The sequence below is a fragment of the Rhodanobacter terrae genome (assembly GCF_042657005.1).
Taxonomy (GTDB): Bacteria; Pseudomonadota; Gammaproteobacteria; order Xanthomonadales; family Rhodanobacteraceae; genus Rhodanobacter; species Rhodanobacter terrae.
Map to the genome: position 1 here is coordinate 1 of NZ_JBHSNG010000009.1, position 25,718 is coordinate 25,718.

General features: G+C 65.1%; 30 protein-coding genes and 1 pseudogene. 15 read left to right on the forward strand and 16 right to left on the reverse strand.

Annotated elements, in window-relative coordinates:
- Nucleotides 1-149 precede the first annotated feature (149 nt).
- The 4 genes from ACFPPB_RS10010 (at nt 150) to ACFPPB_RS10025 (ending at nt 4,445) form a co-directional block, all read left to right on the forward strand.
- On the forward strand, nt 150-788 hold the full coding sequence (locus ACFPPB_RS10010) for a PEP-CTERM sorting domain-containing protein (RefSeq protein ID WP_377326623.1): 639 nt from the start codon (nt 150-152) through the stop codon (nt 786-788).
- Nucleotides 789-1,618: 830 nt separating this feature from the next.
- A complete protein-coding gene (locus tag ACFPPB_RS10015; RefSeq protein ID WP_377326624.1) occupies nt 1,619-2,578 on the forward strand; it encodes a TolB family protein in 960 nt (319 codons plus the stop codon).
- 60 nt (nt 2,579-2,638) lie between these two features.
- Entirely contained in the window at nt 2,639-3,655 is a 1,017-nt protein-coding gene (locus ACFPPB_RS10020; protein WP_377326625.1) for a TolB-like translocation protein, read from the forward strand.
- A gap of 19 nt (nt 3,656-3,674) precedes the next feature.
- Complete coding sequence (locus tag ACFPPB_RS10025) at nt 3,675-4,445, forward strand: hypothetical protein (protein ID WP_377326626.1); 771 nt, start codon at nt 3,675-3,677, stop codon at nt 4,443-4,445.
- A 17-nt stretch (nt 4,446-4,462) separates the two neighbouring features.
- On the opposite strand, the gene ACFPPB_RS10030 is transcribed toward ACFPPB_RS10025, so the two are convergent.
- The 8 genes and pseudogenes from ACFPPB_RS10030 to ACFPPB_RS10065 all read right to left on the reverse strand — a co-directional run bounded on the left by ACFPPB_RS10030 (nt 4,463) and on the right by ACFPPB_RS10065 (nt 9,466).
- A complete protein-coding gene (locus ACFPPB_RS10030; RefSeq protein WP_377326627.1) occupies nt 4,463-5,674 on the reverse strand; it encodes an AI-2E family transporter in 1,212 nt (403 codons plus the stop codon).
- On the reverse strand, nt 5,671-6,006 hold the full coding sequence (locus ACFPPB_RS10035) for a hypothetical protein (protein ID WP_377326628.1): 336 nt from the start codon (nt 6,004-6,006) through the stop codon (nt 5,671-5,673). The genes ACFPPB_RS10030 and ACFPPB_RS10035 overlap by 4 nt, the downstream gene beginning before the upstream one ends.
- A complete protein-coding gene (locus ACFPPB_RS10040) occupies nt 6,003-6,482 on the reverse strand; it encodes an ABC transporter ATP-binding protein (protein WP_377326629.1) in 480 nt (159 codons plus the stop codon). The genes ACFPPB_RS10035 and ACFPPB_RS10040 overlap by 4 nt, the downstream gene beginning before the upstream one ends.
- A 24-nt stretch (nt 6,483-6,506) precedes the next feature.
- Entirely contained in the window at nt 6,507-6,869 is a 363-nt protein-coding gene (locus ACFPPB_RS10045) for an ElaB/YgaM/YqjD family protein (protein ID WP_377326630.1), read from the reverse strand.
- 53 nt (nt 6,870-6,922) lie between these two features.
- The gene (locus ACFPPB_RS10050) at nt 6,923-7,078 is read right to left on the reverse strand and encodes a DUF1328 family protein (RefSeq protein ID WP_008439533.1); all 156 of its coding nucleotides are present in this window, start codon (nt 7,076-7,078) and stop codon (nt 6,923-6,925) included.
- Between the two features lie 128 nt (nt 7,079-7,206).
- Nucleotides 7,207-7,830 (reverse strand): YbhB/YbcL family Raf kinase inhibitor-like protein, encoded by a 624-nt coding sequence (locus ACFPPB_RS10055; RefSeq protein WP_377326631.1) that lies wholly within the window; start codon nt 7,828-7,830, stop codon nt 7,207-7,209.
- 80 nt (nt 7,831-7,910) lie between these two features.
- Nucleotides 7,911-8,204, reverse strand: a pseudogene (locus ACFPPB_RS10060) (GIY-YIG nuclease family protein).
- A gap of 173 nt (nt 8,205-8,377) precedes the next feature.
- Nucleotides 8,378-9,466, reverse strand: a complete 1,089-nt coding sequence (locus ACFPPB_RS10065) for a PQQ-dependent sugar dehydrogenase (protein WP_377326632.1) — start codon at nt 9,464-9,466, stop codon at nt 8,378-8,380.
- A 102-nt stretch (nt 9,467-9,568) separates the two neighbouring features.
- Here ACFPPB_RS10065 and ACFPPB_RS10070 point away from each other — a divergent pair, with 102 nt between their 5' ends.
- From ACFPPB_RS10070 to ACFPPB_RS10110, 9 genes are all read left to right on the forward strand, one after another.
- Entirely contained in the window at nt 9,569-11,044 is a 1,476-nt protein-coding gene (locus tag ACFPPB_RS10070; RefSeq protein ID WP_377326634.1) for an AAA family ATPase, read from the forward strand.
- A 187-nt stretch (nt 11,045-11,231) separates the two neighbouring features.
- Nucleotides 11,232-13,460, forward strand: a complete 2,229-nt coding sequence (locus ACFPPB_RS10075) for a TonB-dependent receptor (protein WP_377326636.1) — start codon at nt 11,232-11,234, stop codon at nt 13,458-13,460.
- Nucleotides 13,461-13,540: 80 nt separating this feature from the next.
- Complete coding sequence (locus tag ACFPPB_RS10080; RefSeq protein ID WP_377326638.1) at nt 13,541-15,037, forward strand: alkaline phosphatase family protein; 1,497 nt, start codon at nt 13,541-13,543, stop codon at nt 15,035-15,037.
- Between the two features lie 240 nt (nt 15,038-15,277).
- Entirely contained in the window at nt 15,278-15,568 is a 291-nt protein-coding gene (locus ACFPPB_RS10085) for a nucleotidyltransferase family protein (RefSeq protein WP_377326640.1), read from the forward strand.
- The gene (locus ACFPPB_RS10090) at nt 15,565-15,894 is read left to right on the forward strand and encodes a HepT-like ribonuclease domain-containing protein (protein WP_377326642.1); all 330 of its coding nucleotides are present in this window, start codon (nt 15,565-15,567) and stop codon (nt 15,892-15,894) included. The genes ACFPPB_RS10085 and ACFPPB_RS10090 overlap by 4 nt, the downstream gene beginning before the upstream one ends.
- A gap of 127 nt (nt 15,895-16,021) precedes the next feature.
- Complete coding sequence (locus tag ACFPPB_RS10095) at nt 16,022-16,834, forward strand: class I SAM-dependent methyltransferase (protein ID WP_377326644.1); 813 nt, start codon at nt 16,022-16,024, stop codon at nt 16,832-16,834.
- An 86-nt stretch (nt 16,835-16,920) separates the two neighbouring features.
- Nucleotides 16,921-17,343 (forward strand): VOC family protein, encoded by a 423-nt coding sequence (locus ACFPPB_RS10100; RefSeq protein WP_377326646.1) that lies wholly within the window; start codon nt 16,921-16,923, stop codon nt 17,341-17,343.
- A 19-nt stretch (nt 17,344-17,362) separates the two neighbouring features.
- Complete coding sequence (locus ACFPPB_RS10105) at nt 17,363-17,575, forward strand: DUF3820 family protein (protein ID WP_377326648.1); 213 nt, start codon at nt 17,363-17,365, stop codon at nt 17,573-17,575.
- Nucleotides 17,576-17,605: 30 nt separating this feature from the next.
- Entirely contained in the window at nt 17,606-18,220 is a 615-nt protein-coding gene (locus ACFPPB_RS10110) for a 2OG-Fe(II) oxygenase (protein WP_377326650.1), read from the forward strand.
- Nucleotides 18,221-18,226: 6 nt separating this feature from the next.
- On the opposite strand, the gene ACFPPB_RS10115 is transcribed toward ACFPPB_RS10110, so the two are convergent.
- Genes ACFPPB_RS10115 through ACFPPB_RS10125 form a run of 3 tightly spaced genes read right to left on the reverse strand, consistent with a single transcriptional unit; the run spans nt 18,227 to nt 20,548 of the window.
- On the reverse strand, nt 18,227-19,234 hold the full coding sequence (locus ACFPPB_RS10115; RefSeq protein WP_377326652.1) for a YheT family hydrolase: 1,008 nt from the start codon (nt 19,232-19,234) through the stop codon (nt 18,227-18,229).
- Entirely contained in the window at nt 19,231-20,031 is an 801-nt protein-coding gene (locus ACFPPB_RS10120; protein WP_377326654.1) for a lysophospholipid acyltransferase family protein, read from the reverse strand. The genes ACFPPB_RS10115 and ACFPPB_RS10120 overlap by 4 nt, the downstream gene beginning before the upstream one ends.
- Before the next feature lie 40 nt (nt 20,032-20,071).
- Complete coding sequence (locus ACFPPB_RS10125) at nt 20,072-20,548, reverse strand: Lrp/AsnC family transcriptional regulator (RefSeq protein ID WP_377326656.1); 477 nt, start codon at nt 20,546-20,548, stop codon at nt 20,072-20,074.
- A gap of 143 nt (nt 20,549-20,691) precedes the next feature.
- On the opposite strand from ACFPPB_RS10125, the gene phhA reads away from it, so the two are divergent.
- Nucleotides 20,692-21,579 (forward strand): phenylalanine 4-monooxygenase, encoded by an 888-nt coding sequence (gene phhA / locus ACFPPB_RS10130; protein ID WP_377326658.1) that lies wholly within the window; start codon nt 20,692-20,694, stop codon nt 21,577-21,579.
- A 258-nt stretch (nt 21,580-21,837) separates the two neighbouring features.
- On the opposite strand, the gene ACFPPB_RS10135 is transcribed toward phhA, so the two are convergent.
- Complete coding sequence (locus tag ACFPPB_RS10135) at nt 21,838-22,221, reverse strand: hypothetical protein (protein WP_377326660.1); 384 nt, start codon at nt 22,219-22,221, stop codon at nt 21,838-21,840.
- A complete protein-coding gene (locus tag ACFPPB_RS10140; RefSeq protein ID WP_377326662.1) occupies nt 22,218-22,820 on the reverse strand; it encodes an NUDIX domain-containing protein in 603 nt (200 codons plus the stop codon). The genes ACFPPB_RS10135 and ACFPPB_RS10140 overlap by 4 nt, the downstream gene beginning before the upstream one ends.
- An 84-nt stretch (nt 22,821-22,904) precedes the next feature.
- Here ACFPPB_RS10140 and ACFPPB_RS10145 point away from each other — a divergent pair, with 84 nt between their 5' ends.
- Nucleotides 22,905-23,660, forward strand: coding sequence for a DeoR/GlpR family DNA-binding transcription regulator (locus tag ACFPPB_RS10145; protein ID WP_377326664.1), 756 nt, complete (start codon nt 22,905-22,907; stop codon nt 23,658-23,660).
- 33 nt (nt 23,661-23,693) lie between these two features.
- Here ACFPPB_RS10145 and ACFPPB_RS10150 read toward each other — a convergent pair whose 3' ends face one another.
- From ACFPPB_RS10150 to ACFPPB_RS10160, 3 genes are all read right to left on the reverse strand, one after another.
- Nucleotides 23,694-24,356 carry an SGNH/GDSL hydrolase family protein gene (locus tag ACFPPB_RS10150; RefSeq protein WP_377326666.1) on the reverse strand — a complete coding sequence of 221 codons (663 nt, stop codon included), beginning with the start codon at nt 24,354-24,356 and terminating at the stop codon, nt 23,694-23,696.
- A 34-nt stretch (nt 24,357-24,390) separates the two neighbouring features.
- The gene (locus ACFPPB_RS10155; protein WP_377326668.1) at nt 24,391-25,077 is read right to left on the reverse strand and encodes an RES family NAD+ phosphorylase; all 687 of its coding nucleotides are present in this window, start codon (nt 25,075-25,077) and stop codon (nt 24,391-24,393) included.
- Nucleotides 25,078-25,235: 158 nt separating this feature from the next.
- The gene (locus ACFPPB_RS10160; RefSeq protein ID WP_377326670.1) at nt 25,236-25,646 is read right to left on the reverse strand and encodes an MbcA/ParS/Xre antitoxin family protein; all 411 of its coding nucleotides are present in this window, start codon (nt 25,644-25,646) and stop codon (nt 25,236-25,238) included.
- Nucleotides 25,647-25,718 lie beyond the last annotated feature (72 nt).

The following is a 25,718-nucleotide window of genomic DNA, read 5'->3' on the forward strand; positions in this document are numbered from 1 at the left end:
GCCGGTTTCGACTGCACGACCTGCTGCCGCGGCTGACGCGCGCGATGGTGCTCTGCAAGCCTTGCCCGGAGCCGATGCTGCGCTTGGCGAGTAATTTTCTTCACTGAGGTTCGACGCTAATCAGGTTCTTTCTTCTGGCGACAATGGGCTTGATCGGACTCGCTGGGCGCGCCCAGGCAACACTGAACCAGTCGCCGCCGTCGGGAAACGTGATTTACTCTCTCACCGGCCAGACGATCAGTAGGGCCTATCAGACGGCCACAATTAATTTCACCCCCACCGGCACCACCACCAGTCTTTCGTTTGCCTTCCGCGAGGATCCTGCATTCCTCGAACTTGCCAACGTCGTCCTGGTCGATTCGACCACGAGCAGTGGGAACCTCCTGACCAACGGCGATTTCTCGCTAGGCTTGGGTGCGTCTGCGCCCCCCGGCTGGACCTATCTGAATACCTTCGGGGCCGCAGCTGGCGGCCGGGTGCTCTCCGGTTGCGGTCCGCTGGGCGGCAACTGTTATTTCGATGGCGCGGTCGGGGCCTACGACGCGATCACGCAGTCGACCTCGACCACGCTCGGTGACATCTACACGCTTAACTTCCAGTACGCCGATACCTATGGGTTTGGGACTTACCAGCCGCTCAACGACAGTAGCGGCCCGGGGATTGATATGTTCGTCTATGCCGGCGCGTTACCGACTCGGGTCGTGCCTGAACCTGGCTCGCTTGCTATGCTTGGCTTGGGCGTCATCATGATCGGCCTGCTGGGCTTCGCTGCTCGCCGTCGCGCCTGACGCCGCTTCGGTCGAGACATGGGGCGTTACCTTCATGATGAGATGGAGTTGCCGGACTATCCAATTTGCAACTCGATAGCAAGAAACGAGGATGCAGCCCGACAAATCGCTGCAGCCAACCGTCATCCCGCTACGCAGGCTACCGGCGGTTGAGATCAGGCGTTGAATGGCTGCTTGGTCGATAGTGTTGAAAAAATCGCTTTGAAAATTTGAGCTTGATCGAAGCGAGAAAATCCGGCCGCGACAATCGCTTTCTGTCCGCCTGAATAAGCAAATTTGTACAGAATTGAATTGTCACGACCGCCGCGATCCAAAATTTGGACGTCCATTCGTTAAGGCGAAGCTTTTCAACAGAATCGGCCGATATCAGACATGTCCTAATATCGAATAGCCGTCCAATACTGTCCACAGTTTGCTCTCGCAACCGTGCGGCGGTAGCGCACCGTGTGCGGGCCAGGATGGCCCGCTGCTCTACCGAGACCCTGTGCGGCGGCGAGCGCCAAGCGGGGTGGCCCTTCTCTTTGGTTATCTTTCTCTTTGGCCACGCAAAGAGAAAAGTAACTCGGCTGCCGCAGGCAGACGAAAGCTCTTCGATTTGAATTGGCCAAGCAGGGCGACGAAGCGACAGAGCATCGTCCGCTAGCAGGCTTCTACAAGGGCCTCGTCGGCAGCGCTCGCTGCATCGGGATGCCCCGACGCTGAGCACGAACCGATTGTCCCGCCCGAACAACCGCTGATCACAGCGAATACCCACTCATCACAAAGCGGCAGCTATGCGCCGCCGTCCCCGCGCAGACTCGACCGCACCACCGTCCCGTCGAGCAACACGCATGCCCCAGCGCCCGCGCACCCTGTTCGCCTGCAGCCTCCTCGCGCTGACCCTGTCCGGCACCACCGTCGTCCGCGCCGCCGACACGGCACCCACCCCAACTGAGATCTTCGCCCCCGGCACGATCTCCGGTCCCGCGGGCGTGGATTGCCTGACCTTCACGCCCGATGGCGCCACCGTGTTCTTCGACCAGCAGGCCGGATGGAACGGCTTCATCATGGAATCGCACCGCGTCGACAGCGGCTGGTCGACGCCACGGATCGCGTCGTTTTCCGGGCAGTGGCTGGACCACGATCCGGCGATGGCTCCGGACGGCTCGTTCCTGGTGTACACCTCAAACCGCGCCGACGTGCCCGGCGGGCCGGCGCTGCACGGCGGCCACCTGTGGCGGGTCGACCGCAGCGGCATTGGCTGGGGCGCCCCGGTGCGGCTGCCCGACGCGGTGAACGATGCCCCCCACATCTACGCGCCCAGCGTGGCGGCCAACGGCGAAGTGTACTACCAGCGGATGGACGAGCCCGGGCACCAGTTTCATCTTTATCGCACGGCCTACCGCGACGGCCACTACCAGCCGCCGCAGCGGCTCGCGTTGGGCGATCCGGCCGCGCACGAGCTGGACCCGGCGATCGCGCCGGACCAGTCGTTCATCGTGTTCGACGCCAACTACGCCGGCAAGGACAAGCCCGACCGGCTGTACATCGCCTTCCGCCAGGGCGATGGCTGGAGCGCACCGGTCGACCTCGGCGATGCGGTGAACCGCTACGAACCGTGGGGTTCGCACCTGAGCCCGGACGCCCGCACCTTGTACTTCACCAGCAACTACACGACGAAGGTGCACTACCCGCGCTCCTCCGCGCAGGCACGCACCGACCTTGAGCGCATGCGCGTCTGGGACAACGGCAACAACCACATCTGGAGCGTGTCGCTGGCTCCCTGGCTGGATGCACATCGCGCGATGTGATTTCGCCCCGGCCGGCGTGCCGCCACACCCTTTGCGGCCCCCACTCTTCAGGAGATTTCAGTGAATTTGCGAAACCTCGCCCTGGCCGTCTGCATCGCGGCAACGTACGCCGCATCGGCCGCCGTACCGGCGACCGGCGGCGAACTGGTAGGCCCCGGCGTCATCTCCACCGGCTTGCAGGAAACCTCGGCCGCGCTGACGCCGGACGGCCATACGCTGTATTTCATGCGCTCGGATTTTGCCGAGGCGGACGACACCATCATGGCCTCCCGGCGCAGCGGCGATCACTGGTCGACAGCGCAGGTGGCCACGTTCTCCGGCCGGTGGCACGACTCCGAGCCGACGCTGTCGCCTGACGGCAAGCGCTTGTACTTCGTTTCCAATCGTCCGCCGCATCCGGGCGATGCGCCGGTGGTGGCGCAGATGGGCGAACGGAAATTCGCCGGCACCAACCTCTGGTACGTGGAGCGGCAGCCAGACGGTGCATGGGGCCCGCCGGTGCACATCGACGGCGCATTCAACGACGGCGCGATGATCTACAACCCGTCGGTGGCAGCCAACGGCGACATCTATTTCTCCGCGCATCGCGCCGACTCGGGCAAGGCCTACCAGATCTACGTGGCCCACCGCCGCGCGCACGGCTACACGTCACCGCAGCGCGTGGAACTGGGCGACCTCGCGCACAGCCGCATGGACCCGGCCGTGGACGCGCAGGGTCGCTTTCTGGTCTATGCCGGCAACGAGGGCGATACATTGGGCAGTGCCGACATCTACATCGCATTCCGTCAGGCCGACGGCAGTTGGGGCAAGCCGCAACATCTGGGCGACGGCGTCAACAGCCCCGCGCTGGAGAACGCACCGTCGCTGGGGTCCGCGTTCGGCGAACTGTACATATCCAGCGCGCGCCGCGATGAAATGCACTTCCCGAAGCCACGCGACAACACGACCACGCTGCAGCGGCGCCTGCAATCGCCGCTCAACGGTTCACGCAACCTGTGGCGCTTTGATATCTCGGATGTGCTGCGTGCCCACGGCATCGCGCCGGCGCACGGCCCGCACCCGGCCAACGCGTCCTGAGCCCCACCGAGGAACTTGCATGAAATCACCGATCGTGGCGCTGCTGATGGTGTTCGCCGCCACTTCCGCGCAGGCGCTTGGCGCGGAATCCGCCGCCGCTTATCTGACCCCCGCGTTCCGCGACGGCGCGCTCTATGCCGACGTGTTCTCGCGCGCGATCGCCTTCGACGCCGCGGGTTTCGACGGCAGCGTGCGGCGGGTCAGCGGCTCCGCCATCTACCACAGCATCACCGGCGCGGCGGCGCATCCGCGTCTGCGGATCGACTATCACTACGACGGCCGACCGCCGGGCGACGGCATCGTCGAATTCCGCGACGACGGTGCCACCTCCTGCTTCGACGGCAAGTGCACGCCGAACACCGACGCCAGCGGACTGGCCTGGAATCCACGCCTGTGGGGCAGGCCTCCGGGCACGCTGCGGGTCGGCCAGAGCTGGATCGCAGACATCGCTGCGCCGTGGGAACTGGGCACGCCAGGAAGACAGACGGTGACAGTGATTGCACTGGATCCCGTCAGCCACAGCGTGACGCTGAAACGCGAGGGTGATGGTGACGGCGCCTATCTCGACGATCCACTCGAGACCATACTGGTGCGCGACGGTCACTCGTATTCGGTCACCGTGCAGCCCGGCCGCTCGCACTGGTACGGCTACACCACCTTCAGGGCCGGCGTGGTAGTCAGCGACGAACTGATGGTCGAGCGGCCGGTGATCCTGGTATCCGGTCAGCTGGGGCGCATCGCGGCGCGCCAGCGCGAGTACATCCTGCTCGATGCGATGCCGCCTGCGTAGAATGGATCAGAGCATCCCTAGCGCTGCACGATCACCGCGAACCAGTGCCAGCTGGGCACGCGCTGGGCGATCAGCTTGGTGCAGGTCAGCATCGGCACCGCCAGCAGCGCGCCGGGAATGCCCCACAGCCAGCCCCATACCAGCAGCCACAGCAGGATCGCGATCGGGCTCAGCCGCATGCTGGCGCCCTGGATCATCGGCGTGACCAGGTTGCCTTCCACCGCGGTGATGCCGGCGAAGGTCAGCGCCGGCAGGAACACGCCGAGGTTCGCGTCCTTCGCATACAGCATGCTCACCACGGCCAGCAGCGCGGTGGTGACGATCGCGCCGACGTAGGGAATGAAGTTGGCGAACATCGCCACCGCGCCCCACAGCAGCGGATCGGGCACCTTGTACAGCCACAGCATGCCCGAGGTGAGCGCGCCCAGGCTGGCGTTGATCAGCAGCGCAGTGAGCAGGTAACGCGACACTTCGGTCTGAATGCCGCGCACGATCGTCACCGCGTGTCGCTTGTAGGCGAAGCCGGGCGTGATCTCCACCAGCCGGCGCAGCATGGTGTCGCCGTAGATCAGGAAAAAAAACACCAGCAGCAGCACGCTGAGTACCGCGGCCAGCACCTTCGGCGTGGTCGAGACCACGTCCCAGGCACTGATCGACATGGGCGCGGGTTGGCCGGTCGTCTCCGCGTGGGTGAAATTGTTGCCGTTGACCAGGGTCTGGGTGGCGCGATTGGCCGCCTCCAGTGGCTGGGTGAGGTGCCTGAATTTCGGCACAAAACTCCTGATCGCCGCCGGTGCGCCATGAAACCAGCCGATCGCCGGCTGCGCCAGCAGACCGACACCGCTGCCGATACCGACGATCAGGCCGATCATCAGCACACTGGCAGTCAGCCAGCGCGGCAGGTGTAAACGCGCGCCGGCGGCGACGATGGGATTCAGCGCCAGCCCGAGGAAAGCCGCCAGCACCAGCGGGATCAGCAGTGCCTTGGTCAGGGTGATGGTGTACATCAGCGCCAGAAACAGCATCACGTTCAACAGTACGCGAACCGCCCGCAGATGCCGACGTATCCCGCGTGTCGTCTGCAATCCGCGCGCCAGCTGTCGCGGCGGATAGCGTGGCTCGGCTTCCCCGGGCTCAGCTTCGCTGGGCGCGGCCTCTCCGATCGGCATCGACGGCCCGACGCTGTCGCCGCCGGCGATGTCCGTATGGAGCGGTGCCGGCTCGCTCATGAGCGTCCGCCATCTTCCGTATCGGGTGCGCGCGTGTCCCGTCCGGCGCCGGCGAGGCCCGCCGCGCCCAGCTCGGCGATCAGGCGCGTGCCAAACGCCACCGCATCGGCCAACCCGCCGCTGAGCAGGGGACCCACGCCCGGCACCCGCAGCGGATGCACGTCGAGGCTGCCCAGCACGAAACCGGCGCCGGCCGCCGCGCCCACCGTGGTCAACGGATACGCATGCCCCCGCGCCAGCAGCGCCCCCGCGGGCGTACTCAACGCCTGCCGCGCCGCACTCACGCGCAACTGCGCGGCCTGCACTTTTGCGAACTGATCGAAAACGCTCACGGCCGCCCTTCCTCCTCGTTGCCCCGCCTGCTCTCCGCCTCGATCTCGGTCTCGGCCTTGCGCAAGGTGTCGCGCATCATCGCATTCCATTCGCTGCGCGTGACCGGCAGGCTCATCCAGTGCATGCAGCGGCGGAACAGCAGGATCGAACCGGACAGAAACAGCACCTGCAGCACGGCCAGCGTCAGCAACGCCCAGATCCACGAGCCGAACCATGCCGCCAGCACGACGCCGAGCAGGCCCAGCACGGTCAGCCCGAAGCCGACACCGGCCACCGTCGCGGCCAGGGCCGCCAGCAGCATCCACGACACCGCGCTGCGTGCCAGCCCCAGTTCCGCCGCCAGCAGATGCAGCTGCGCGCCGAACAGTCGCTTGACCGCGCGGCCGAGCTGACCGATCTCGGCCAGCAGCCCAGACGACGACGGCGCCGGATCCGGCGCCGCCGCTTCGCGGGGTAGTTCACCCTCGTCGTGCATTCCTTAGCTCCGCCATCGTATGGCTCAACGTCGCAGGATGCGGCCAAGCAGCCAGCCGGCGCCTAGCGCGATGGCCACCGACTGCACCGGTTTCTCGCGCACGTAGTCGCGCGCCTGTTCCAGCCAGGCGTCCGCGCGATCCATCGTCTGGTCGTAGACCTCGCGGCCGCGCTCGCCGATTTCGGCCGCCTTGTCGGTCGCGCGATTGGCGGCGTCGGCCGCCTTGTCGGTGGCGCGATGCAGGCCTTCCTCGACCTGGTCGGCCGCGCGCTCCACGGTTTCCTTGGTGCTGGCCACGACATTCGAGGTGGCCTGCTTGATCCGCTCGGCGCGCTCATCGATGCGGCTGGCGGCGATCGGTTCGGGGTTCTCTACCTGCTTGTTCATGTCTTGCTCCTGAAAGGAATCACTATGGCGCGATCGGCTTCAGCATACGACCATCAACTGGCGCGACGGAAAAACGCGATGATCGCCAGGATCAGAAAGATGATGAACAGGATCTTGGCGATGCCGGCGGCGGCGCCGGCGATGCCGCCAAAACCCAGAACGGCGGCAATAATTGCGATGACCAGAAAAACCAGGGCGTAATGGAGCATCGGGGCATCCTCTTTGTCGATGAAAGGCAGCACGCGGCAGGGCGGCCGCGTGCACCATTCACCCACAGCCCGTGCCATGCGAGCGTGAAGAGAGCCGGCGTCGCCATGCACGCGAAGCCGACGTTTGCTCAGCCCGATACCGCCGGATTGAGGCTGTAGGTGCCGATCAGCTCGGCCTCGTCCAGCACGTGGCCGACCATCGCCGCGCGCAGTTCGATCAGCGAAAAGCCCTTGACCAATCGCAGCGATGCCACGTCGAGCGCATACAGCTTGAAGTGATAGTGATGCAGCAGCGAGTCGTTCCATGGCGGACACGGTCCGTCGTAGCCGAGATACTCGCCGTCCATCTCGGGGTCGCCCGCAAACCAGCCGGTGTAATCGTTCACACCTTGCACGCTGCCGGGCGGTCCGAACGGCTCGCGCTTGCCGCGCGGCGTGATTTCGTCGCTGCAGGCACCGGCGGCGAGCTCGCCGCATTCGGCCGGGATATTCGCCATCAGCCAATGCACGAAATCCACCCGCGGCAGATCCGCCGGCACCGTGCGGCCTTCCTTGTTCACGTCGTCGCCGCTGCTAGGCACGTCGGGGTCGACGCAGGTGAGCACGAACGACCGGGTAGCCGACGGCGCCTCCTTCCACGCCAGGTGCGGGCTGCGATTGTCCGATAGCGCAAACGGCCGCGCCTGCTTGCCGAAAGCGAACTCGGCGGGAATCGGCCGACCGTTTTCGAAATTGTCGCTGCGTAGTTGCATGACTGTCTCCGTCTAACTTCAAATCTCGTCATTCCTGCGAAGGCAGGAATCGCATTTCGGTTCAACAGCGTCACTGACCACTACAGAATAGTTGGATACAGATCGCCCCATTCGGGGTTCTCACTTTCGATCAGTCGTATCTTCCAGGCACGCTTCCAACCTTTGAGCGACTTCTCGCGCAGGATCGCTGACTCCATCATTGGGTGAAGCTCGTACCACACCAACGTATGCACGCCTTAGCGGTTGGTAAAGCCCTCCACCACATCGTTCTTGTGCTGCCAGCTGCGTTTGGCCAAGTCGCTGGTAACACCAATGTAGAGAACACCGTTCTTCTTGCTTGCCAGTATGTAGACGCAGGGTTGTCGCCTGTCCATGGCATTGACTCTCGTGGGGAAAAGCTCCTCCGGCCTTCGCCGGAATGACGAAAAAAGAGCGACCCCCGCGAATATCATCCCACGGTCGTCATTCCGGCAAAGGCCGGAATCGCTTCACAATAGCGAAGCTGGTCATCGCACTTCGCAGCAACACAGGAATGACATGGACGGGCTCATGGCTTGTACGTCACCCGGTACACCGCTCCAGCCAGATCATCGCTGACCAGCACGCTGCCATCCGGCAGCGGCTGCACGTCGGCGGGGCGGCCCCAGGCGCTTTCGTTCTGTTCGAAGCCGGTGACCAGCGGCTCGTACGACAGCACCTTGTTGCCTTTCAGGCGCACCGACATCACACGGTAGCCGGATTTCCTGGTGCGGTTCCACGAGCCGTGCTCGGCGATGATGATCGCGCCCCTGTAGCTGGGCGGAAACTGCTTGCCCTCGTAGAAGCGCATGCCCAGCGAGGCCACATGTGCGCCCAGCTTCAGCACCGGCGGTACGTAGTCCTTGCAGCTCTTGCCCTTGCCGAACTCGGGATCAAGCGTGTCGCCCTGGTGGCAGTATGGATAGCCGAAGTGTTCGCCGGGGCGGGCGATCTCATTCAACTCGTCGCTGGGCATGTCGTCGCCCATCAGATCGCGGCCGTTGTCGGTGAACCACAGGTGTCCGGTACCGGGCTGCCAGTCGAAACCGACCGTGTTGCGGATGCCTCGCGCCACGTCCTCGATGTCGGTGCCGTCCGCATTCATGCGGGTCAGCTTGGCGTGGGCCGGACCCGGATCGCAGATATTGCACGGCGCGCCGATCGGCACGTACAGCTTGCCGTCCGGGCCAAATGCGATGAACCTCCAGCCGTGAGCGGTTTCGCGGGGCAGCTTGTCGGTGACCACAACGGGCTTCGGCGGATTATCCAGATGCTGCTCGATATCGCGCAGCACGTAGATACGGCTCACCGCGGACACGTACAAGTCGCCGTTCTTGAACGCCACGCCCACCGGCAGCTCCAGCCCGCTGGCGATCACGCGGACCTTGTCGGCATGGCCGTCGCCGTTCGTGTCGGTCAGCGCATAGACCTTGCCGGCGTCGTTGGAACCGACGAACACTGTGCCCTTGGCACCCAGTGCTATCTCGCGCGCATTCGGCACCTGATCGGAATACACCGCGATATGGAAACCCTTCGGCAGGCTCAGCTTGTCCAGCTGCGGCGCGGCTGCCACCGGCAGCGACGAAACAGCCAGCAACAACGACAGCAGCAAGCGCATGGCGACTCTCCTCGACCTGGGGAGCGCCCAGCGTATAACCGCAGACGTGAAGCGGGAAGCATGGCCGCTCTGCTAACGTGATGTCCTTCGCAAGGGGACGACATGAGCGAGTTGGACGATCTCACCACGCTGGTGCGCGCAGCCACGCCGCTGCTGGTGATCGAGACGGTGGACGAGCAGCGCGTCATCGAGTGTTTCCGCCACGTGATCGCGCGGGCGCTGCATCCGCTGTGGCGCTGGACGCTGACGGACGGCCTGAGCCGGCTCGACTTTGCCCAGCTCGACGGCGAGATCGCGCCGGACGCCACCGCCACGCTGGACGCGATCCGCGCGCAGGGCGAGCGCGGCATCTACCTGATGTTCGATTTCCACGGCCTGCTGCGCTACGCGATGAGCCTGCGCCAGATGCGCGAGATCGTGCAGCGGCAACGCTCGGCCGCGCACACCATCGTGCTGGTCGGCGCCAGGATCGAGTTGCCCGAGGAGCTCGAAGCGCTGGCCTTGCGCGTGCCGCTGTCGCTGCCCGACATCAAGGAACTGGCCGGCATCATGCGCGGCGAAGCAGCGGCCTGGCAGCGCGAGCAAGGCCGCAGGATCGAAGTGGACAACGACGCGGCGCGCACCATCGTGCGCAACCTGCTCGGCCTGTCCGCGCCGGATGCGCGGCGCATCGTGCGCAAGCTGATCTACAACGACGGTGCGCTCGGTCCGCAGGACCTGCCCGAGCTGATGCAGGCGAAGTTCGAACTGCTCAACCACTCCGGCCTGCTGCACTACGAATACGCCACCGCCAGCTTCGCCGACATCGCCGGCGTCAGCCGCGTGCGCGAGTGGGTGCAGCGCCGGCGCGCGGTGTTCCTCGATCCGTCCGCCACGCCGATGCTCGATCCACCCAGGGGCGTGCTGCTGCTCGGCGTGCAGGGCTGCGGCAAGAGCCTCGCGGCGAAAGCCATCGCCGGCGGCTTCGGCGTGCCGCTGGTGCGGCTGGACTTCGGCACGCTGTACAACAAATACCAGGGCGAGACCGAGAAGAACCTGCGCGACGCGCTGGCCAGCACCGAGCTGCTGGCGCCGTGCGTGCTGTGGATCGACGAGCTCGAGAAAGGCCTCGCCGGCGGCGGCGATGACGGCGGCGTGTCGCGCCGCGTGCTCGGCTACCTGCTGACCTGGATGGCCGAGCGCAAGGCCAAGGTGTTCGTGGTCGCCACCGCCAACGCGGTGCATGAGCTGCCCGCCGAACTGCTGCGCAAGGGCCGCTTCGACGAGATCTTCTTCGTCGACCTGCCGCGGGCTTCGGTACGCAGCGAGATCTTCGCGATGCACCTCGTCCGTCGCAAGCTCGATCCCGCCGGCTTCGACCTGCCGGCGCTCGCCAGCGGCAGCGAGGGTTTCTCCGGCGCCGAGATCGAGCAGACCATCGTCAGCTCGCTCTACGATGCGGCGGGCAGCGGCGCGCCGCCGGATCAGGCGACGCTGCTCGATGCGCTGAAACAGACGCGGCCGTTATCGGTACTGATGCACGAGCAGGTCGAGCAGCTGAGGACATGGGCCGCCGGCCGCTGCGTAGCCGCCGACTGAGCCGGAATCGGGCCGGCGGTGCTCGAGTCGACAAACGAGACCGCTTTCGCGCCCAGGGCCACATGTAACCCGGCAGCAACAATTCGCCGGCGACTTGGACACGCAACGGTAACGGTTCTGACTTGTGCGGGCCGAAAACTTGACCGCTTGTGCGGCACGTCTTTCGCCACCTCCCAAGGAACCTCCAATGAACCGCCCTCATGCAGCGCGACGCTCCATGCTCGCTACCGCCGTAGCCACCGCCCTGGGCCTGATGACCGCCGGCCTGTTGCCGGCCGGCGCGGCATCGGCCGCCGATGTCGCCGACGCCGCTGCCGCGACACCGCCCACCACCACGACCGGCACCATGGGCAGCAACACGCGCATCGTGCAGCTGAAGAAAGTGGAGGTGAAGGCGGGCACCGAGACAACCGGCGATCAGGCGCCGTCCCAGGCCTCGCTGGTGGCGACCGAGCCGCAGTCGATCATCGGCAGTCGCTACATCGAGAACGTGGCCGCCTCGACGGCCAACTACAGCGATATCGTGAAGATCGCGCCCAGCGTGTCCGACGTCGATCCGAACGGCCCGGGCCTGATGGAGTCGCAGGGGCTGTCGGTGCGCGGTTTCCAGAACGGCGAGTACAACGTCACTTTCGACGGCATTCCGTGGGGCGATTCGAACGACTTCACCCAGCATTCGACTTCGTACTTCATGCCGCAGGATATCGGCCAGGTCACCATCGACCGCGGCCCCGGCAGCGCGCGCACGCTGGGCAACGCCACCTTCGGCGGCACGCTGTCGGTGGACTCGAAGGACCCCGAGCCGGTGATGGGGATCAACCCGTTTTTCAGCGTGGGCAGCTTCAACACCCAGGTCGAAGGCCTGCGCTTCGATACCGGCACGATGAACCAGTACGGCGGCACCACCGCCTACTTCAGCGCCAAGAACCTCAGCTCGGATGGCTACCTGACCAACGCGGCGCTGGATCGGCAGAACTTCTTCACCAAGATCGTGCAGCCGCTGGGCGAGAACACCACGCTGACCTTCGCCAGCAACCTCACCCGGCTGCACCAGAATGTGTCGCTGGGCGCCACGCGGGCGCAGATCGAGCAGTACGGTCCCGACTACGGCCTCAGTGCCGACCCCACCAGCCAGTCCTTCTACGGTTACAACTTCGACAAGATCACCACCGACTTCGAATACCTGGATCTGGAAACCCGGTGGGACGGCTGGAACATCGGCGACAAGCTGTACACCTATGGCTATCGTCACAAGGGTTACAACGGTTCCGATCCCAACGGCGAGCAGCCCAACGGCACCGTCTACGGGCCGAACGACGTGCCGGGCCAGCGCATGCGCATGGACTATCGCTCGGTCGGCGACATCCTGCGCCTGAGCCACGACCTTGGTCCGGGCGAGATCCACCTCGGCGGCTGGGCCGATCGCCAGACCAACCACCGCCTGCAGTATGAAATCGACTGGAGCAACGGCGGCGCGCTCAACGCCGTGCCGACCAGCGCCGCGATCGATCGCCTGATGAACGACAGCCTCACCGACATGCAGACGTACGCCGAGTACGAGTGGCATGCCACCGACAAACTCGACATCACCGGCGGCGCGAAATACGTGAACTTCCGCCGCACGCTGGATGCGCAGGTGAACCAGAAGACCGGCCTGCCGATCCACTACGCGCAGACCTGGACACGGGCGCTGCCGTCGGTGGACATGCATTATGGGCTGAGCGACCACTGGAGCGCCTACGCGCAGTGGGCCAAGGGTTTCCTGGCGCCCAATCTCAACACGTTCTACACGGCCGATCCCGCGGCCAACCAGGTCAAGCCGGAGGGAACCACCAACGAGCAGATCGGCACGGCATGGAACAGCGACGGCCTGACTCTCTCGTTCGATGCCTACCACATCGATTTCAACAACAAGATCGAGAGCCGCAAGATCGGCACCGTCACCCAGTACTACAACGCCGGCGGCGCCATCTACAAAGGCGTCGAGGGCGAGGCGACGGTAGCCATCGCCGACGGCTTCAGCGTGTACGCGAACGCCTCGCTCAACGACGCCAAGGTGAAGGGCACGAACGAGTGGCTGCCCAACGCGCCCAACCGCACCGCCGCGCTCGGCCTGTTGTTCGACAGCGGTCCGTGGTCGCTGTCGCTGATCGACAAGTACGTGGGCGTGCGCTACGGCGATAGCGGCCAGACCCAGCGTTTGGGCGGCTATGCCAGCGCGGACTTTGCCGCCAGCTATGCATTCATGCATCCGCTGCAGGCAATGAAGGATGTCGAGGTGACCTTCAAGGTCGCCAACCTGGGCGACAACAAGTCGATCTATGCGCTGGCCGGCTACACCAGCCAGGACAACAACCCGCTGTACTGGACGATCCCCGAGCGCAGCTTCGAGCTCGACGTATCGGCTCACCTCTGAGTGCGCCCCGCCGTGCGATCTGCTCCCACGGCAGATCGCGCGGCGACCTTGCGCCCGCACGCACCCGACGGATTACCTCGATGAAAGACCTGCTTGCCGCGCTGGCTGCCGTCGGCGCGATCCTGTGGCTGGCTGCGCCGGCACACGCCGCGGGCCGCGGACCCGCGATCCGCCACGTGCTGGTGATCAGCATCGACGGCCTGCACGCGACCGACCTGCAACATTATCTGGCGGCGCATCCGCACTCGGCGCTGGCAACCCTGGCCGCCGACGGCGTGCGGTACGCCGATGCGCACGCCACCGTGCCTGCGGACTCCTTTCCCGGCCTGCTCGGCATGATGACCGGCGGCACGCCGGCGGTCACCGGCGTGTATTTCGACGTCAGCTACGACCGCGATCTGGCCGGCTCGGAGGCCGATTGCAAGCTTGGCCGGCAGGGCACCCGGGTGGCCTTCGACGAAGCCGCCGACGGCCGCGACCGGCGCACGCTCGATCCCGCACGGCTGCCGCACCGGCCGGGATCATGCGCGCCGGTGTACCCGCACGACTACTTGCGCACCAACACCGTTTTCAACGTCGTGCACGACGCCGGCGGGCATACGGCGTGGATCGACAAGCACCCCGTCTACGAGATCCTCGACGGCCCGGACGGCCACGGCATCGACGACTTGTACACGCCGGAGATCGGCGGCGACTACGAGGGCAGCACGGCAGCGCCGCAGGATCACATCACCGGCTCGATCCAGCGTACTGAACACTACGACAGCCTGAAGGCCGACGCGCTGCTGAACCAGATCGATGGCTGGACCCACGATCATGCCGCGCGTGCGCCGGTACCGGCCCTGTTCGGCATGAACATGCAGGCGGTCAACGTAGCCCAGAAGCTGGCCGGCTATGTCGACGCCCGCGGTGCGCCCACGCCAGGGCTGACGGATGCGCTGGCCCACTGCGACACTTTGCTCGGCCGCATGCGGCAGGCGCTGCAGCAGCGCGGGCTGCTCGACTCGACCCTGTTCGTGGTGACCGCCAAGCACGGCAACGCGCCGATCGACCAGCGCCTGTTGCGGCACGTCGAGAAGAAGGCGCTGGCACAAGCCGTCGCCGCCGCCGCGCCGCACGGGCTGGCGCAACTCACCGCCGATCAGGGCGCGCTGGTGTGGCTGCACGATCGCACCGAAGCCGCGCGCGTGGCCGCCGCACTGCGCGCCGCCCCCGCATCGCTGGGCATCCGCAAGGTCATCGCCGGTGCCGATGCGGCCCGCTATTTCGGCGCGGGCGGCAACGACTCGCGCACCCCCGACCTGGTGGTGATACCGCAGCCGGGATTCATCTACGGCAAGTCCGACGATCGCAAGCTGGCCGAGCATGGCGGCTTCGACGATGACGACACGCACGTAGCCTTGCTGCTCAGCAACCCGCAGCTGCCGCGGCGCGGCCAGAGCCTGACGATGCCGGTCAGCACCACCCAGCTGGCGCCGACCATGCTCGTCGCGCTGGGGCTTCCGGCGCAGCGCCTGCAAGCCGTCCGGGCGCTGCAGACGCCCGTGCTGCCGGAGCTGGTATGGGACAGGCCGTGAGTTCGCCGGCGGCTTCGGTGTGCCGCCGTAACAGGCAACCCTGCTTCAGGTGATGAAGCAAACCCGGCTGATACGGGTACCGATGCGCGAGCAGGTTGAGAGACACCGCAAGTGTGGGCACAGGGGCGATGCGCGGCGGCCGGTTGAAGCCCGGTCTGCTCGCGGCATGGAGCCGGGGCTACACTACGTGCGGAACCCGAATCGCACATCGGCGCGCCATCGCGCCGCGAGGCCACGCCCATGCTGCTTGATCTGTTGCAAGCACAAAGAGATTCCATTCATGCCGCATGCCGTCAGTATGGCGCGCGTCGAATTCGCGTATTCGGTTCGGTGGCCCGAGGTGAGGAACGCCCGGACAGCGATATCGATTTTCTGATCGATTTCCCGCGGGGCTATGACTTGTTCGCCCAGCGCCTGCCCCTCGCCGAACGACTGGCTGAAATCACCGGTCGACGCCTCGACCTCATTCCCGAACATGAACTCAATCGCCATCTGCGCGACACCGTGCTGAGAGAGGCGGTGGATCTGTGAGCGAGGCATGGCGGGCCTATGCGCAACATATCCTCGACGCCGTCGAGAAAATCCGACGTATCCAGCGACGCGGTGACCTGACTCAGGATGAAGTGCTGTACGACGCCACCCTGCGCAATTTGCAGACGCTGTCCGAGACCACGCAACGTTTGCCCGATGAACTCAAAAAGCCCTATCCGATCATTCCCTGGCAACAGATCAGCGGCTTCCGCAATATTCTTGTACACAACTATCTGGGCGACATCGACGCCCAGACGGTTCAGGCTATCGTGCAGCAGCATCTGCCACCATTGGAAGCCGCCGTCCGCAGCATGCTCGCCAGCTAAGCGGGCTCGGGAATCGGTCGACACCCTGGATTTCTAAAGCCGGGAGCCATTCTGGCCTGTCGACCGAGCTGAATAGCCGCCCGGTTTCGGCGTAGTCTTGGACGCCCATCGTCAGGAGGGTCGCATCATGTCTCCTCGTACCTGCAAGCTGCTCATCCCGCTGCTCGTGGCGTTGCTGCTCCCCGCCGCCGCCAGCGCCGTTACTGCCACCGCACCCGACAGCACCGCCACGGCACTGCAGCAGGCGGTGAACGGGCACTGGCGCTCGCCCGCCAACCGGGCGCGCGACCAGTACCGCCATCCGGTCGAGACCTTGCAATTCTTCGGCATCAAGCCGGACATGACCGTCGTCGAACTGTCGCCCGGCGGCGGCTGGTACACCGAGATCGTCGCGCCCTTCCTCTACGCGCACGGCCACCTGATCGAGGCCGCACCGGCGACGTCGGCGAAATTCAGTGCCAAGCTCAAGGCGGATCCGGCGGTGTACGGACACATCGCGAAAATCGTCCCGTTCGCACCGCCGTATCAAGTGAACCTGGGCGCCGACAATTCGGCCGACATGGTGCTCACCTTCCGCAACACGCATGACTGGCTCAACCACAGTCCGGCCACCCTCGATGCGGTGTTCCAGGCCGCGTTCCACGTGCTCAAGCCCGGCGGCGTGTTCGGCGTCACCGAACACCGCGCCAAGCCCTTCGCCGATGCCGTGGACAGCGCCAAGGCGCTGCACCGCCTGCCCGAGGATTACATGATCGCGCTGGCGCTCAAGACCGGCTTCCGCGTGGCCGGCGTGTCGGAGATCAATGCCAACCCCGCCGATCCGGAAGACGTCAACGTGCACCGCCTGCCGCCGGATCTGGCCGGGCCGGACGACGAGCACGCGAAGATGAAGGCGATCGGCGAGTCGGACCGGATGACGTTGCGGTTCGTGAAGCCGTAAAGGACTGGTTGCCCGCAACTCCCCATGCTGGTGCTACCTGGCCATTGTCCGCCACCGCGCCGCACACCCCGCTTCTGGATCGAACCATGCACGAACTCCCGCCGTTCCATCTCGCCTTCCCGGTGACCTCGCTGGCCAACGCCCGCGCGTTCTACGGCGACTTGCTCGGTTGCCCCGAAGGCCGCTCCAGCGACAGCTGGGTCGACTTCGATTTCCACGGCCACCAGATCGTGGCGCATCTGGCGCCAGAGGAAACACGCGCCATAGCAGCGCACGATGTGGACGGCGACAACGTGCCGGTGCGACATTTCGGCCTGGTGCTGGAGATGGACGCGTGGCAGGCACTGGCCGAGCGGTTGCAGGCGGCCGGCACGCGTTTCGTGATCGCGCCACATATCCGTTTCAAGGGCCAGCCGGGCGAGCAGGCCACCATGTTCCTGCTCGATCCCTGCGGCAATGCGCTGGAGTTCAAGGCGTTCGCGGATCGCGCCCAGCTGTTCGCGAAGTGACGCGGCGGGAACGACGAGAATGGAAGCGGAAGACTTGCCCAAGCTGGTGAGCGTGCGCATGCCGTACGGCAAATATCAGGGCCGGCTGATCGCGGACCTGCCCGGCGCGTATCTCGCGTGGTTCGCGCGCAAGGGATTTCCGAAGGGCGAGCTGGGCCGGCTGCTGGCGCTGATGCTGGAACTGGACCACAACGGCTTGTCGTCGCTGCTCGAACCGCTGCGCAAGCACTGACACCGTCGTGCGTCGCTACACTGGCGCCCGATGAATACTCGCTCGCCGCAGTTCCACGACATCGCCACCGCACTGGCCGACGAAGGCTGGTGCGTGGTGCCGGGTTTTCTTTCGGCCGCGCAGACGCAGGCGCTGGCCGACGAGTGCCTCGCGCTGCGCGACGCGCAGCGGCTGACGCCGGCGCGCGTCGGTGCATTGCGTACGGCCACGCCACTGCGGGGCGACAGCACGCACTGGTTCCAGGCCGATGCGCCGAGCGCGCCGCAGCAGGCGTTCACCGATCGCATCGACGCGTTGCGGGTGACGCTCAATCGCGAACTGATGCTGGGGCTGGTCGAATGCGAATCGCACTACGCGGTGTATCCGCCCGGTGCCGGCTACACACGGCATCTGGATCGCCTGCGCGACAGCGATGCGCGGTTGGTGTCGGCGGTGTTCTATCTCAACCCCGCGTGGCGGGTGGCCGACGGCGGCGCGTTGCGGCTGCATCTGGCCGATGGCTCCTCGCGCGACATCTTTCCGCACGCCGGCACCTTGCTGCTGTTTCTCTCGGCGCAGTTCGAACACGAGGTACTGCCGGCCACGCGCGAGCGCATGAGCATCGCGTGCTGGATGCGGCAGCGCACGCCAGGCTCGGTGTTCTGACCGCACTCAGGCCCTGTCTGCGATCGCGTTGAAGCGCGCAGCAATGTAGTCGTCGGTGAAGCTGGTCATGCCGTAGCCGCGGATGAAACCGCAGTGGCCGCCGTAGTCGGCGATGTCGAGCTCCACGTTCGGCGGCAGCTCCAGCTTCTCGAAGGCATCGACCGGGATCACCGGGTCGTCCTTGGCGGTGAGGATGGTGGCGGGGATCTGCAGCGCCTGCATGGCATCGCCTGCCACCGAATAGCCGTCCAGATACTGCTGCAACGACGGAAAGTCGGTATGCCGCAGCACCATCGCCTCGGTGAGGCCGCGCAAGTTCTGGTTCAGCTCGGACATCTCGAAATACTGGTGCTGCGGAAACGCTTTCTGCTTGGCCTGCAGCGAGTGCCGCCACTTGCGCATGAAGTAGGCCTGGTAGAACCACGGCGCGGATTCTTCCAGCGAGAACAGGCCTTCGCCGGGATCGATGATCGGGCACACCGCCAGCACATAGTTCAGCGGAATGCCGACGCGTGCGGTCTGCATCGCGGCGCGCAACGCGAAGTTGCCGCCCAGCGAGAAGCCGGCCAGCGCGATGGTGCGGGCCGGCCAGCGCTGCGCGATATCGCTGAGGGCGTGCACCACCTCGTCGATGCGGCAGGAGTGGAACAGCGCCTCGTTGAGGTTGTAGCTGTCGCCGTGGTCGCGGAAGTTCAGGCGGAAGATGTCCCAGCCGTCGGCGAGCAGGCGGCTGCCGGTCTGCAGCACATAGGTGGAATCGACGCTGCCCTCCCAGCCATGAAACAGTATGGCCAGGCCGCGGGGTTGCGGCCGGGCCCTCTGCGCGGTGTAGGCACCGGTGAGACGCACGCCGCCACCACCGTCGACCACCACTGGCTCGGCACCTTGCGTCACCGTTTGCGCGGCGCGCGGCAGCAGCATGCGGCGCACGCCGCTGGACGAAAGCATGGTCTGGATGTGGCCGCTGCGCAGCGGCCAGGGCGGACGGAAGTCCTTTCCGTACGGCAGGCTCATTCCGCCCGGTCTTCCAGCGCCGCACCGATGCGCTCGCGCGACAGCTCGGCCATGCGCCGGCGCGCGTCAGGACTGGCCGGCACCGGCGTGAGGAAATGCACTTCGGCATCCACCGGCGCCTCGCCCAGCAGGCGCACGATGTTGTGCACGAAACTCTCGTCCTCGCGAAAGCCGGTGTCGATGACGCGGCGGCCGTCGCGGGCGAAGCGCAACGCCACCGGCTGCACCGCCACCCCGGCATCCAGCGCGGCCTGGAAGATGCGCGCGTGGAATGTCTTCAGCACGCCGTGGTAGCCGGTGCCGCCTTCCGGGAACACCGCCACCGAACGGCCGCCGTGCAGCCGCTCGACCATCACCTGCATCACCGTGGACAGCGAATGGTTGCTGCCGCGACGATGGAAAATGGTGCCGCCGGTCGCGGCCATCCAGCCCACCAACGGCCAGCGCGCAATCTCGGCCTTGGCCACGAAGCAGGCGGCACGCTGGCTGTGCAGCAGCTCGATGTCTATCCACGAGGTGTGATTGGCGACGAACAGCACCGGATCGGCCAGCGGCTCGCCGAAACGCACCGAACGCATGCCGAACACGCGCAGCAATTGGGTCGACCACCAGCGGATCATCCGGTGCGCAAAGGGTTCCTTGCCATTCTCCATCACCACGTGCTGGTTCCAGCTGAGCATCAGCGAACACAGCAGGATGCCCAGCAGGATGTGCAGCAGCAGCAGCGGTACGCGCCACATGTAGCGTAGCGGGCGCAGCGGGTCGCGTTCGTAGACAGTGGCAGTGTCGATGCTCATCAGTCGGTTAGTTTAGCGTTAGTTGAAGCGGCTGCGCCGCTCAACGTTCGAGCTGGGTCAGCGGCAGCGACGGCGATCGTTTCACCGTGCGCAGCACGAAGCTGGAGTTGACATCGGCGACCCCTGACGCGTTCAGCAGATGATCGAGCAGGAAGCGCGAGAAGTCCTTGAGGTCGGCCACGTAGACATGCAGCAGGTAATCCATGTCGCCGGTCAGCGCGTGGCAGGCGACCACTTCCTCCCAGTCATTGACGTGCTCGACGAAACCCTCGATCGCCGCGCTCTCATGGTTGGTCAGCTGGACCCGCACGAACGCCTGCAGGCCCAGGCCGACCGCCTGCGGGTCGATCTGCGCCGCGTAGCCGGTGATGATCTTGTCCGCTTCCAGCCGCTGCAGTCGGCGCAGGCACGCCGACGGCGACAAGCTGACCCGGTCGGCCAGTTCCGCGTTGGTGATGCGGCCCTCGCTCTGCAGTACGGCGAGCAGGCGCAGGTCGGTGCGATCCAGTGTCGTCATGAGCAATAAACCTCCGTGACTTACTTTATTAGCGCAATTATAATGCGTTCGAGGCGGGAATTTGGTCAATAAAACAAGCTTCATGCGGGCGAACCGCCGTAAGCTTGCTGCTTGATCAGCACACACCCGCTCCGGAGCTCGCCATGGATACACCACGCAAAGTCGAACATCAGCAGACCGACCGTGGTTACGTACCGGTGTACGCCACCGGCGTAGTCGAACAGCCGTGGGCCAGCTATAGCAAGACCGATCACGAGGTATGGGACACGCTGTTCCAGCGCCAGCGCGACCTGTTGCCAGGCCGGGCGTGCAACGAGTTCATGGCCGGCGTGGAACGCTTCGGCCTGGGCGATGGCGGCATTCCCAAATTCACCGAATTGAACAAGGTGCTGGGCGCCGCCACCGGCTGGGAGGTGGTCGCGGTGGAAGGCCTGCTGCCGGACGAAGTGTTCTTCGATCACCTGGCCAATCGTCGTTTCCCGGTCAGCTGGTGGATCCGCAAACCCGACCAGCTCGACTACCTGAGCGAACCGGACCTGTTCCACGACCTGTTCGGCCACGTGCCGCTGCTGCTCAACCCGGTGTTCGCCGATTACATGCAGGCTTACGGCCGCGGCGGCATGAAGGCATTCGCGATCGGCCCCGAAGCGCTGATGAACCTCACGCGGCTGTACTGGTACACGGTGGAGTTCGGCCTGATCAACACCGACGAAGGCATGCGCATCTACGGCGCCGGCATCGTCAGCTCCAAGGGCGAGTCGATCTACTGCCTGGATTCGCCGTCGCCGAACCGCATCGGCTTCAGCCTCGAGCGCGTGATGAGCACGCGCTACCGCATCGACACCTACCAGCAGACCTATTTCGTGATCGACAGCTTCGACCAGCTGTTCGAGGCGACGCACCCGGACTTCACGCCGATCTACGCGAAGCTGCGCGAGCTGCCCGCGCACGCCGCCGGCGACGTGCTGGACGACGACCGCGTATTCACCCGTGGCGATCGCGAGGGCTGGGCGACGGGCGCGGATACCTGAGCTGCCAGTTATCTCACGTTGATGTGGGAGGGCCGGCCATAAGGCCGGCCATTACGTTTCCGGATTAGCGTCCAACCTCCTCTCGTCATGCTCTTTCTCGTCGTCCCGGCGAAAGCCGGGACCCAGTGACTTTCACCGCCTCGAAGGCGCTGGACCCGGCCTTCGCCGGGGCGACGCCGCGTATAGCTGGGGCCGGACGCTAGTCGGGTTTTGTTACCAGCCCGACTGTGCATTGATGTCGATAGCGAAAACGAATGCTCAGACGCTCTCCACTAGCCCGGAACAAATCGGGAGATCGGCCAAGGCATGGTAGACGGGCAGGCCCAGCTCTTTGGCCTGATGGACATCATCGTCCGCACCCTTGGAAGCACCATCGATCCGCAATACCGCGTCGCAACAGCGTAGTAGTCGCCGCGCTACCGGGTAGAGGAATGACTCGCTGACTACGTCGCCCAACCTTGACGAGCCAGCTTCGCGCGCCAACGGCAACGCCAGCCACTCGCCGATTACCGGAACATGGCCGCGTCGATATACAGCTAGGGCGGCTTGTTCAAGGGTTCGCAGATTGCGTGCGATCTTTGCCCGATCGCCATCGGTGCCGCTGCGATATGGACCCGCGATGAGTATCAGCTGTGGGTTCACGCCCCTCGCTCCGGCGTGACGAACAAATGCATCGCTGCGTACTGGAGCAACATGATGGTCTTGCCGTCGACGATGTCGCCGCGACGAACCATCGCCAACGCTTCTTCAAACGACAGCTCCAGCACTTCGATGTCCTCGCCTTCGGCCTCGATGCCTCCGCCTGCACTCACCTTTGATGCCGCGTCGTATTCGGCAACGAAGAAGAAAAGCTTTTCGGTGACGGATCCCGGGCTCATGAACGCCTCGAAGACTTTGCGTACCTCGCCGACGCGATAGCCAGTCTCTTCCTCCACTTCGGCCCGAATTCGCGCCTCCGGGGTTGCCTGATCAAGCAAACCGGCAGGTGCCTCGACCAGCATGCCGTCATGCCCGTTGACGAAGGCCGGAAACCGGAACTGCCGGGTCAGGACCACGCGCCGCGAGTTCGGCTGGTAAAGCAGCAGGGTCGCGCCGTTGCCACGCTCGTATGTTTCCCGCTGCTGGCGTTGCCATGACCCGTCAGCACGGCGGAACTCGAATACCGTCTTCTTCAGGAGATACCAGTCGTCGGATAGGACCCGGCTCTCGATCACCCTGACGCGTTCGGCGGTTTCGCTCATGGCACCGGATCTCTTCTGGACAAGGAGTGTCCAAGACCGTATCGTGCAATTCCGTGCAATGTCAATTATTTTCGTGCAAGCACCATGCTGACTATCCATCGTAAACAAGCCATTCTGGCCGTGCTCAAGCAAGAGGGGCAGGTCATCGCCAAAGCGCTCAGCGAAACCTTCGGTGTGTCCGAAGACACCATCCGACGCGATTTGCGTGAGTTGGCAGCTGAAGGATTGCTGCAGCGGGTGCACGGAGGCGCTCTGCCCTCGTCGCCAGCTGTTGCCGACTTTTCGCAGCGCAAGCACATCAGCACAGCGGCAAAGTCAGCCATCGCACGCAAGGCGGCTGAGATGATTTTGCCGGGACAGGTCGCGATTCTCGACGGCGGGACTACCTGCGTCGAGCTGACGCGACATCTTCCCATGACGCTTCAGGCCACTGTTGTCACACACAGCCCCAGCATTGCGGTTGAACTGGTCGACCATCCCGGCATTGAGGTGGTGCTGATTGGTGGTCGCCTGTTCAAGCACTCGATTGTGACCGTCGGCGCCGCGGCCATCGAAGCCATCGGGCATATTCGCGCGGATATCTATTTCATGGGCGTAACCGGCGTCCATCCCGTGGCGGGGCTGAGCACCGGAGATCTCGAAGAGGCGTATATCAAGCGCGCCTTGGCCGCTCGTGCTGCAGAGGTCGTGGTGCTGGCCTCGTCGGAGAAGATCAACGCCGCCTCTGCTTATGTCATCGCAGAAGCCAAGGCGGCAAATACCATCGTGGTGGAACGCGAAACGCCGGCGGCATCGACCAGGCCACTGGCGGCCCTTGGAATCAACATTCTGCGGGCGTAGGTTCGCCGCGCCGGTGCTCAGAGAGCGACTGGTTTAGCGCGGCACTGCATCCACCCACGGCTTGATGATGCCGATCCACAACAAGTAACCCTTGCGGTTCATGTGCAGGCCGTCTTCACCGAAAAGATCGGGCTGCGGGGCGCCGTCCCTGAGCATGGGCGTAAAGACATCCAGGTACGCCACGTCTTTCTGGGTTGCGGCATAGGCCCGGACCAGCGCATTCGCCTGGCGAATCTTCGGCAGCAGCACGGCGCGCGCCACGCTGGGCTTGATCGCGATGAAGGCGATCGGCACGCCCGGGTCGACCGCGCGTGCCTTGCGCACGAAGGCGGCGAAATCATCGCGTACCTGCTCGGGGCTGTTGCCTTCCTGCAAGTCGTTGTCGCCCGCGTACATGACGATAGCGCGCGCATGGTAGGGCGCCACGATGCGATCGGCGAAGAAAGTCGAGTCGCTGATCACCGAACCGCCGAAGCCGCGGTTGATGACCGTCACTTCCGGAAAGTCCGCCGCCAGCGATTTCCAGTGCTCGATCGACGAGCTGCCGATGAACAGGATGGAACCCGGTGCCGGTGCGTAGGTTCGATCGGTCGCCTCGAACGCGGCGATGGCCGAATTCCACCGCGCATGATCGTTCTCGCGTGCCTGCCCCAGCAACGGCAGCAACGCGAACAGCAGGATGATCAGTCGTTTCATGGTTACACTGACGTCTGCGGGACAAGCCCCGAGATTACCGCGGACGCGAGAGCGCCGACACTTTGAGCACCATCGCGATGTGCTTTCCGTTCCAGCGATAAATCATGTGCTCGGACTGCACGCACGGCGCCACCAGGTCCGGATAGAAAACCGCCACGCATTCGCCGGCATGACGGGCGCTGTTGTAGACGATGCCGTTGGAGCCCGCCGTGCGCAATTGCCGCGCCAGCGCCACGCTGGCGACGTAGCTGTCCGGATCCTGCGCTTCGGGCCACCCGCCACGCAGATCGTGCAGCTTGCCGGCGATGCTGGTGCGGTAGCAGCGCATCTCGACGTCGCAGGCCGGCTCGGCGGTGGCGGCAAGGAACTGCTCGCGGTGGTACACCGTTTCCTCCACCGCGGTGGCGACGCTGTGCGCGGCGTAGAACACGCCCCAGCTGCCGTCGGAGAAACGGCTGCCGGCGGGATTGAGATGGGTGAACGCGGCCATCACCGGGGTGGAACCCGGCCCGCTGATGCGGCGCTCCCGCGGCACCAGTGCCAGCGCCCCAGCCTCTTCGCGCAGGCGTGGGTTGGTCAGCGCCTCGATCGCGAACACCGCCTCGAGATCGGCCGGATCGGCGATGCGGTCGTACACGCCGATCGGCGGAAAGCGGCTGGGCACGATGCGATAGGCGTGAGTCCAGCGAATGCGCTTGATCGGTGGAGGGTTCGTCGGCATGTGGGATCCGGAGAGCGCTCTTTCGTGAAAGCCACTTCAGTCGCGATACCGCCGATTCACGGTTTTCGCCGCTCGGCGGCCATCGCGGCTGAAGCCGCTCCCACCATGCATGTCAGGCAACATCGCAGACGCGCGTCTCGGCGATCGCGACGGCGCGCTCAACCTCGCTGCGCATCCAGATACTGGCGCACCACATACAGGTCGGCGACGTTGCCCGACAGCATGCGTTCCAGCGCGGAGTGGCCGCCGAACGGCGGCGCCTGGTTCGGCTTGTGCAGCCATGCGTCGGCCTGTACCGGATCGGGGAACAGGATCTGCAGCGACTTCCAGATGCCCAGCAGGTAGCTGATCCGCTCCAGCGTGTCGCGTCCCAGGACTCCGCCCTGCTGGCGCTTCCACTTGTAGAAGGTCGACTCCGGCGGATCGCCGAGCAGTCTTCGCTGGTCGGCGATCCGCAGTTTCCACTGCTCGGCGAGCTTGAAGAACGTGCGCAGCGCCGGGTCGGCGAGCGTATTCGGCGACGCATGATGAGGCGCGGCTTCGACAACGCGGATCGAATGAGCGGTCATTGCGCATACTCTCCCTGTGTAGTTATTACTAATAATACTCCACAGATATAGTAAAGCCAACGATCCACCATT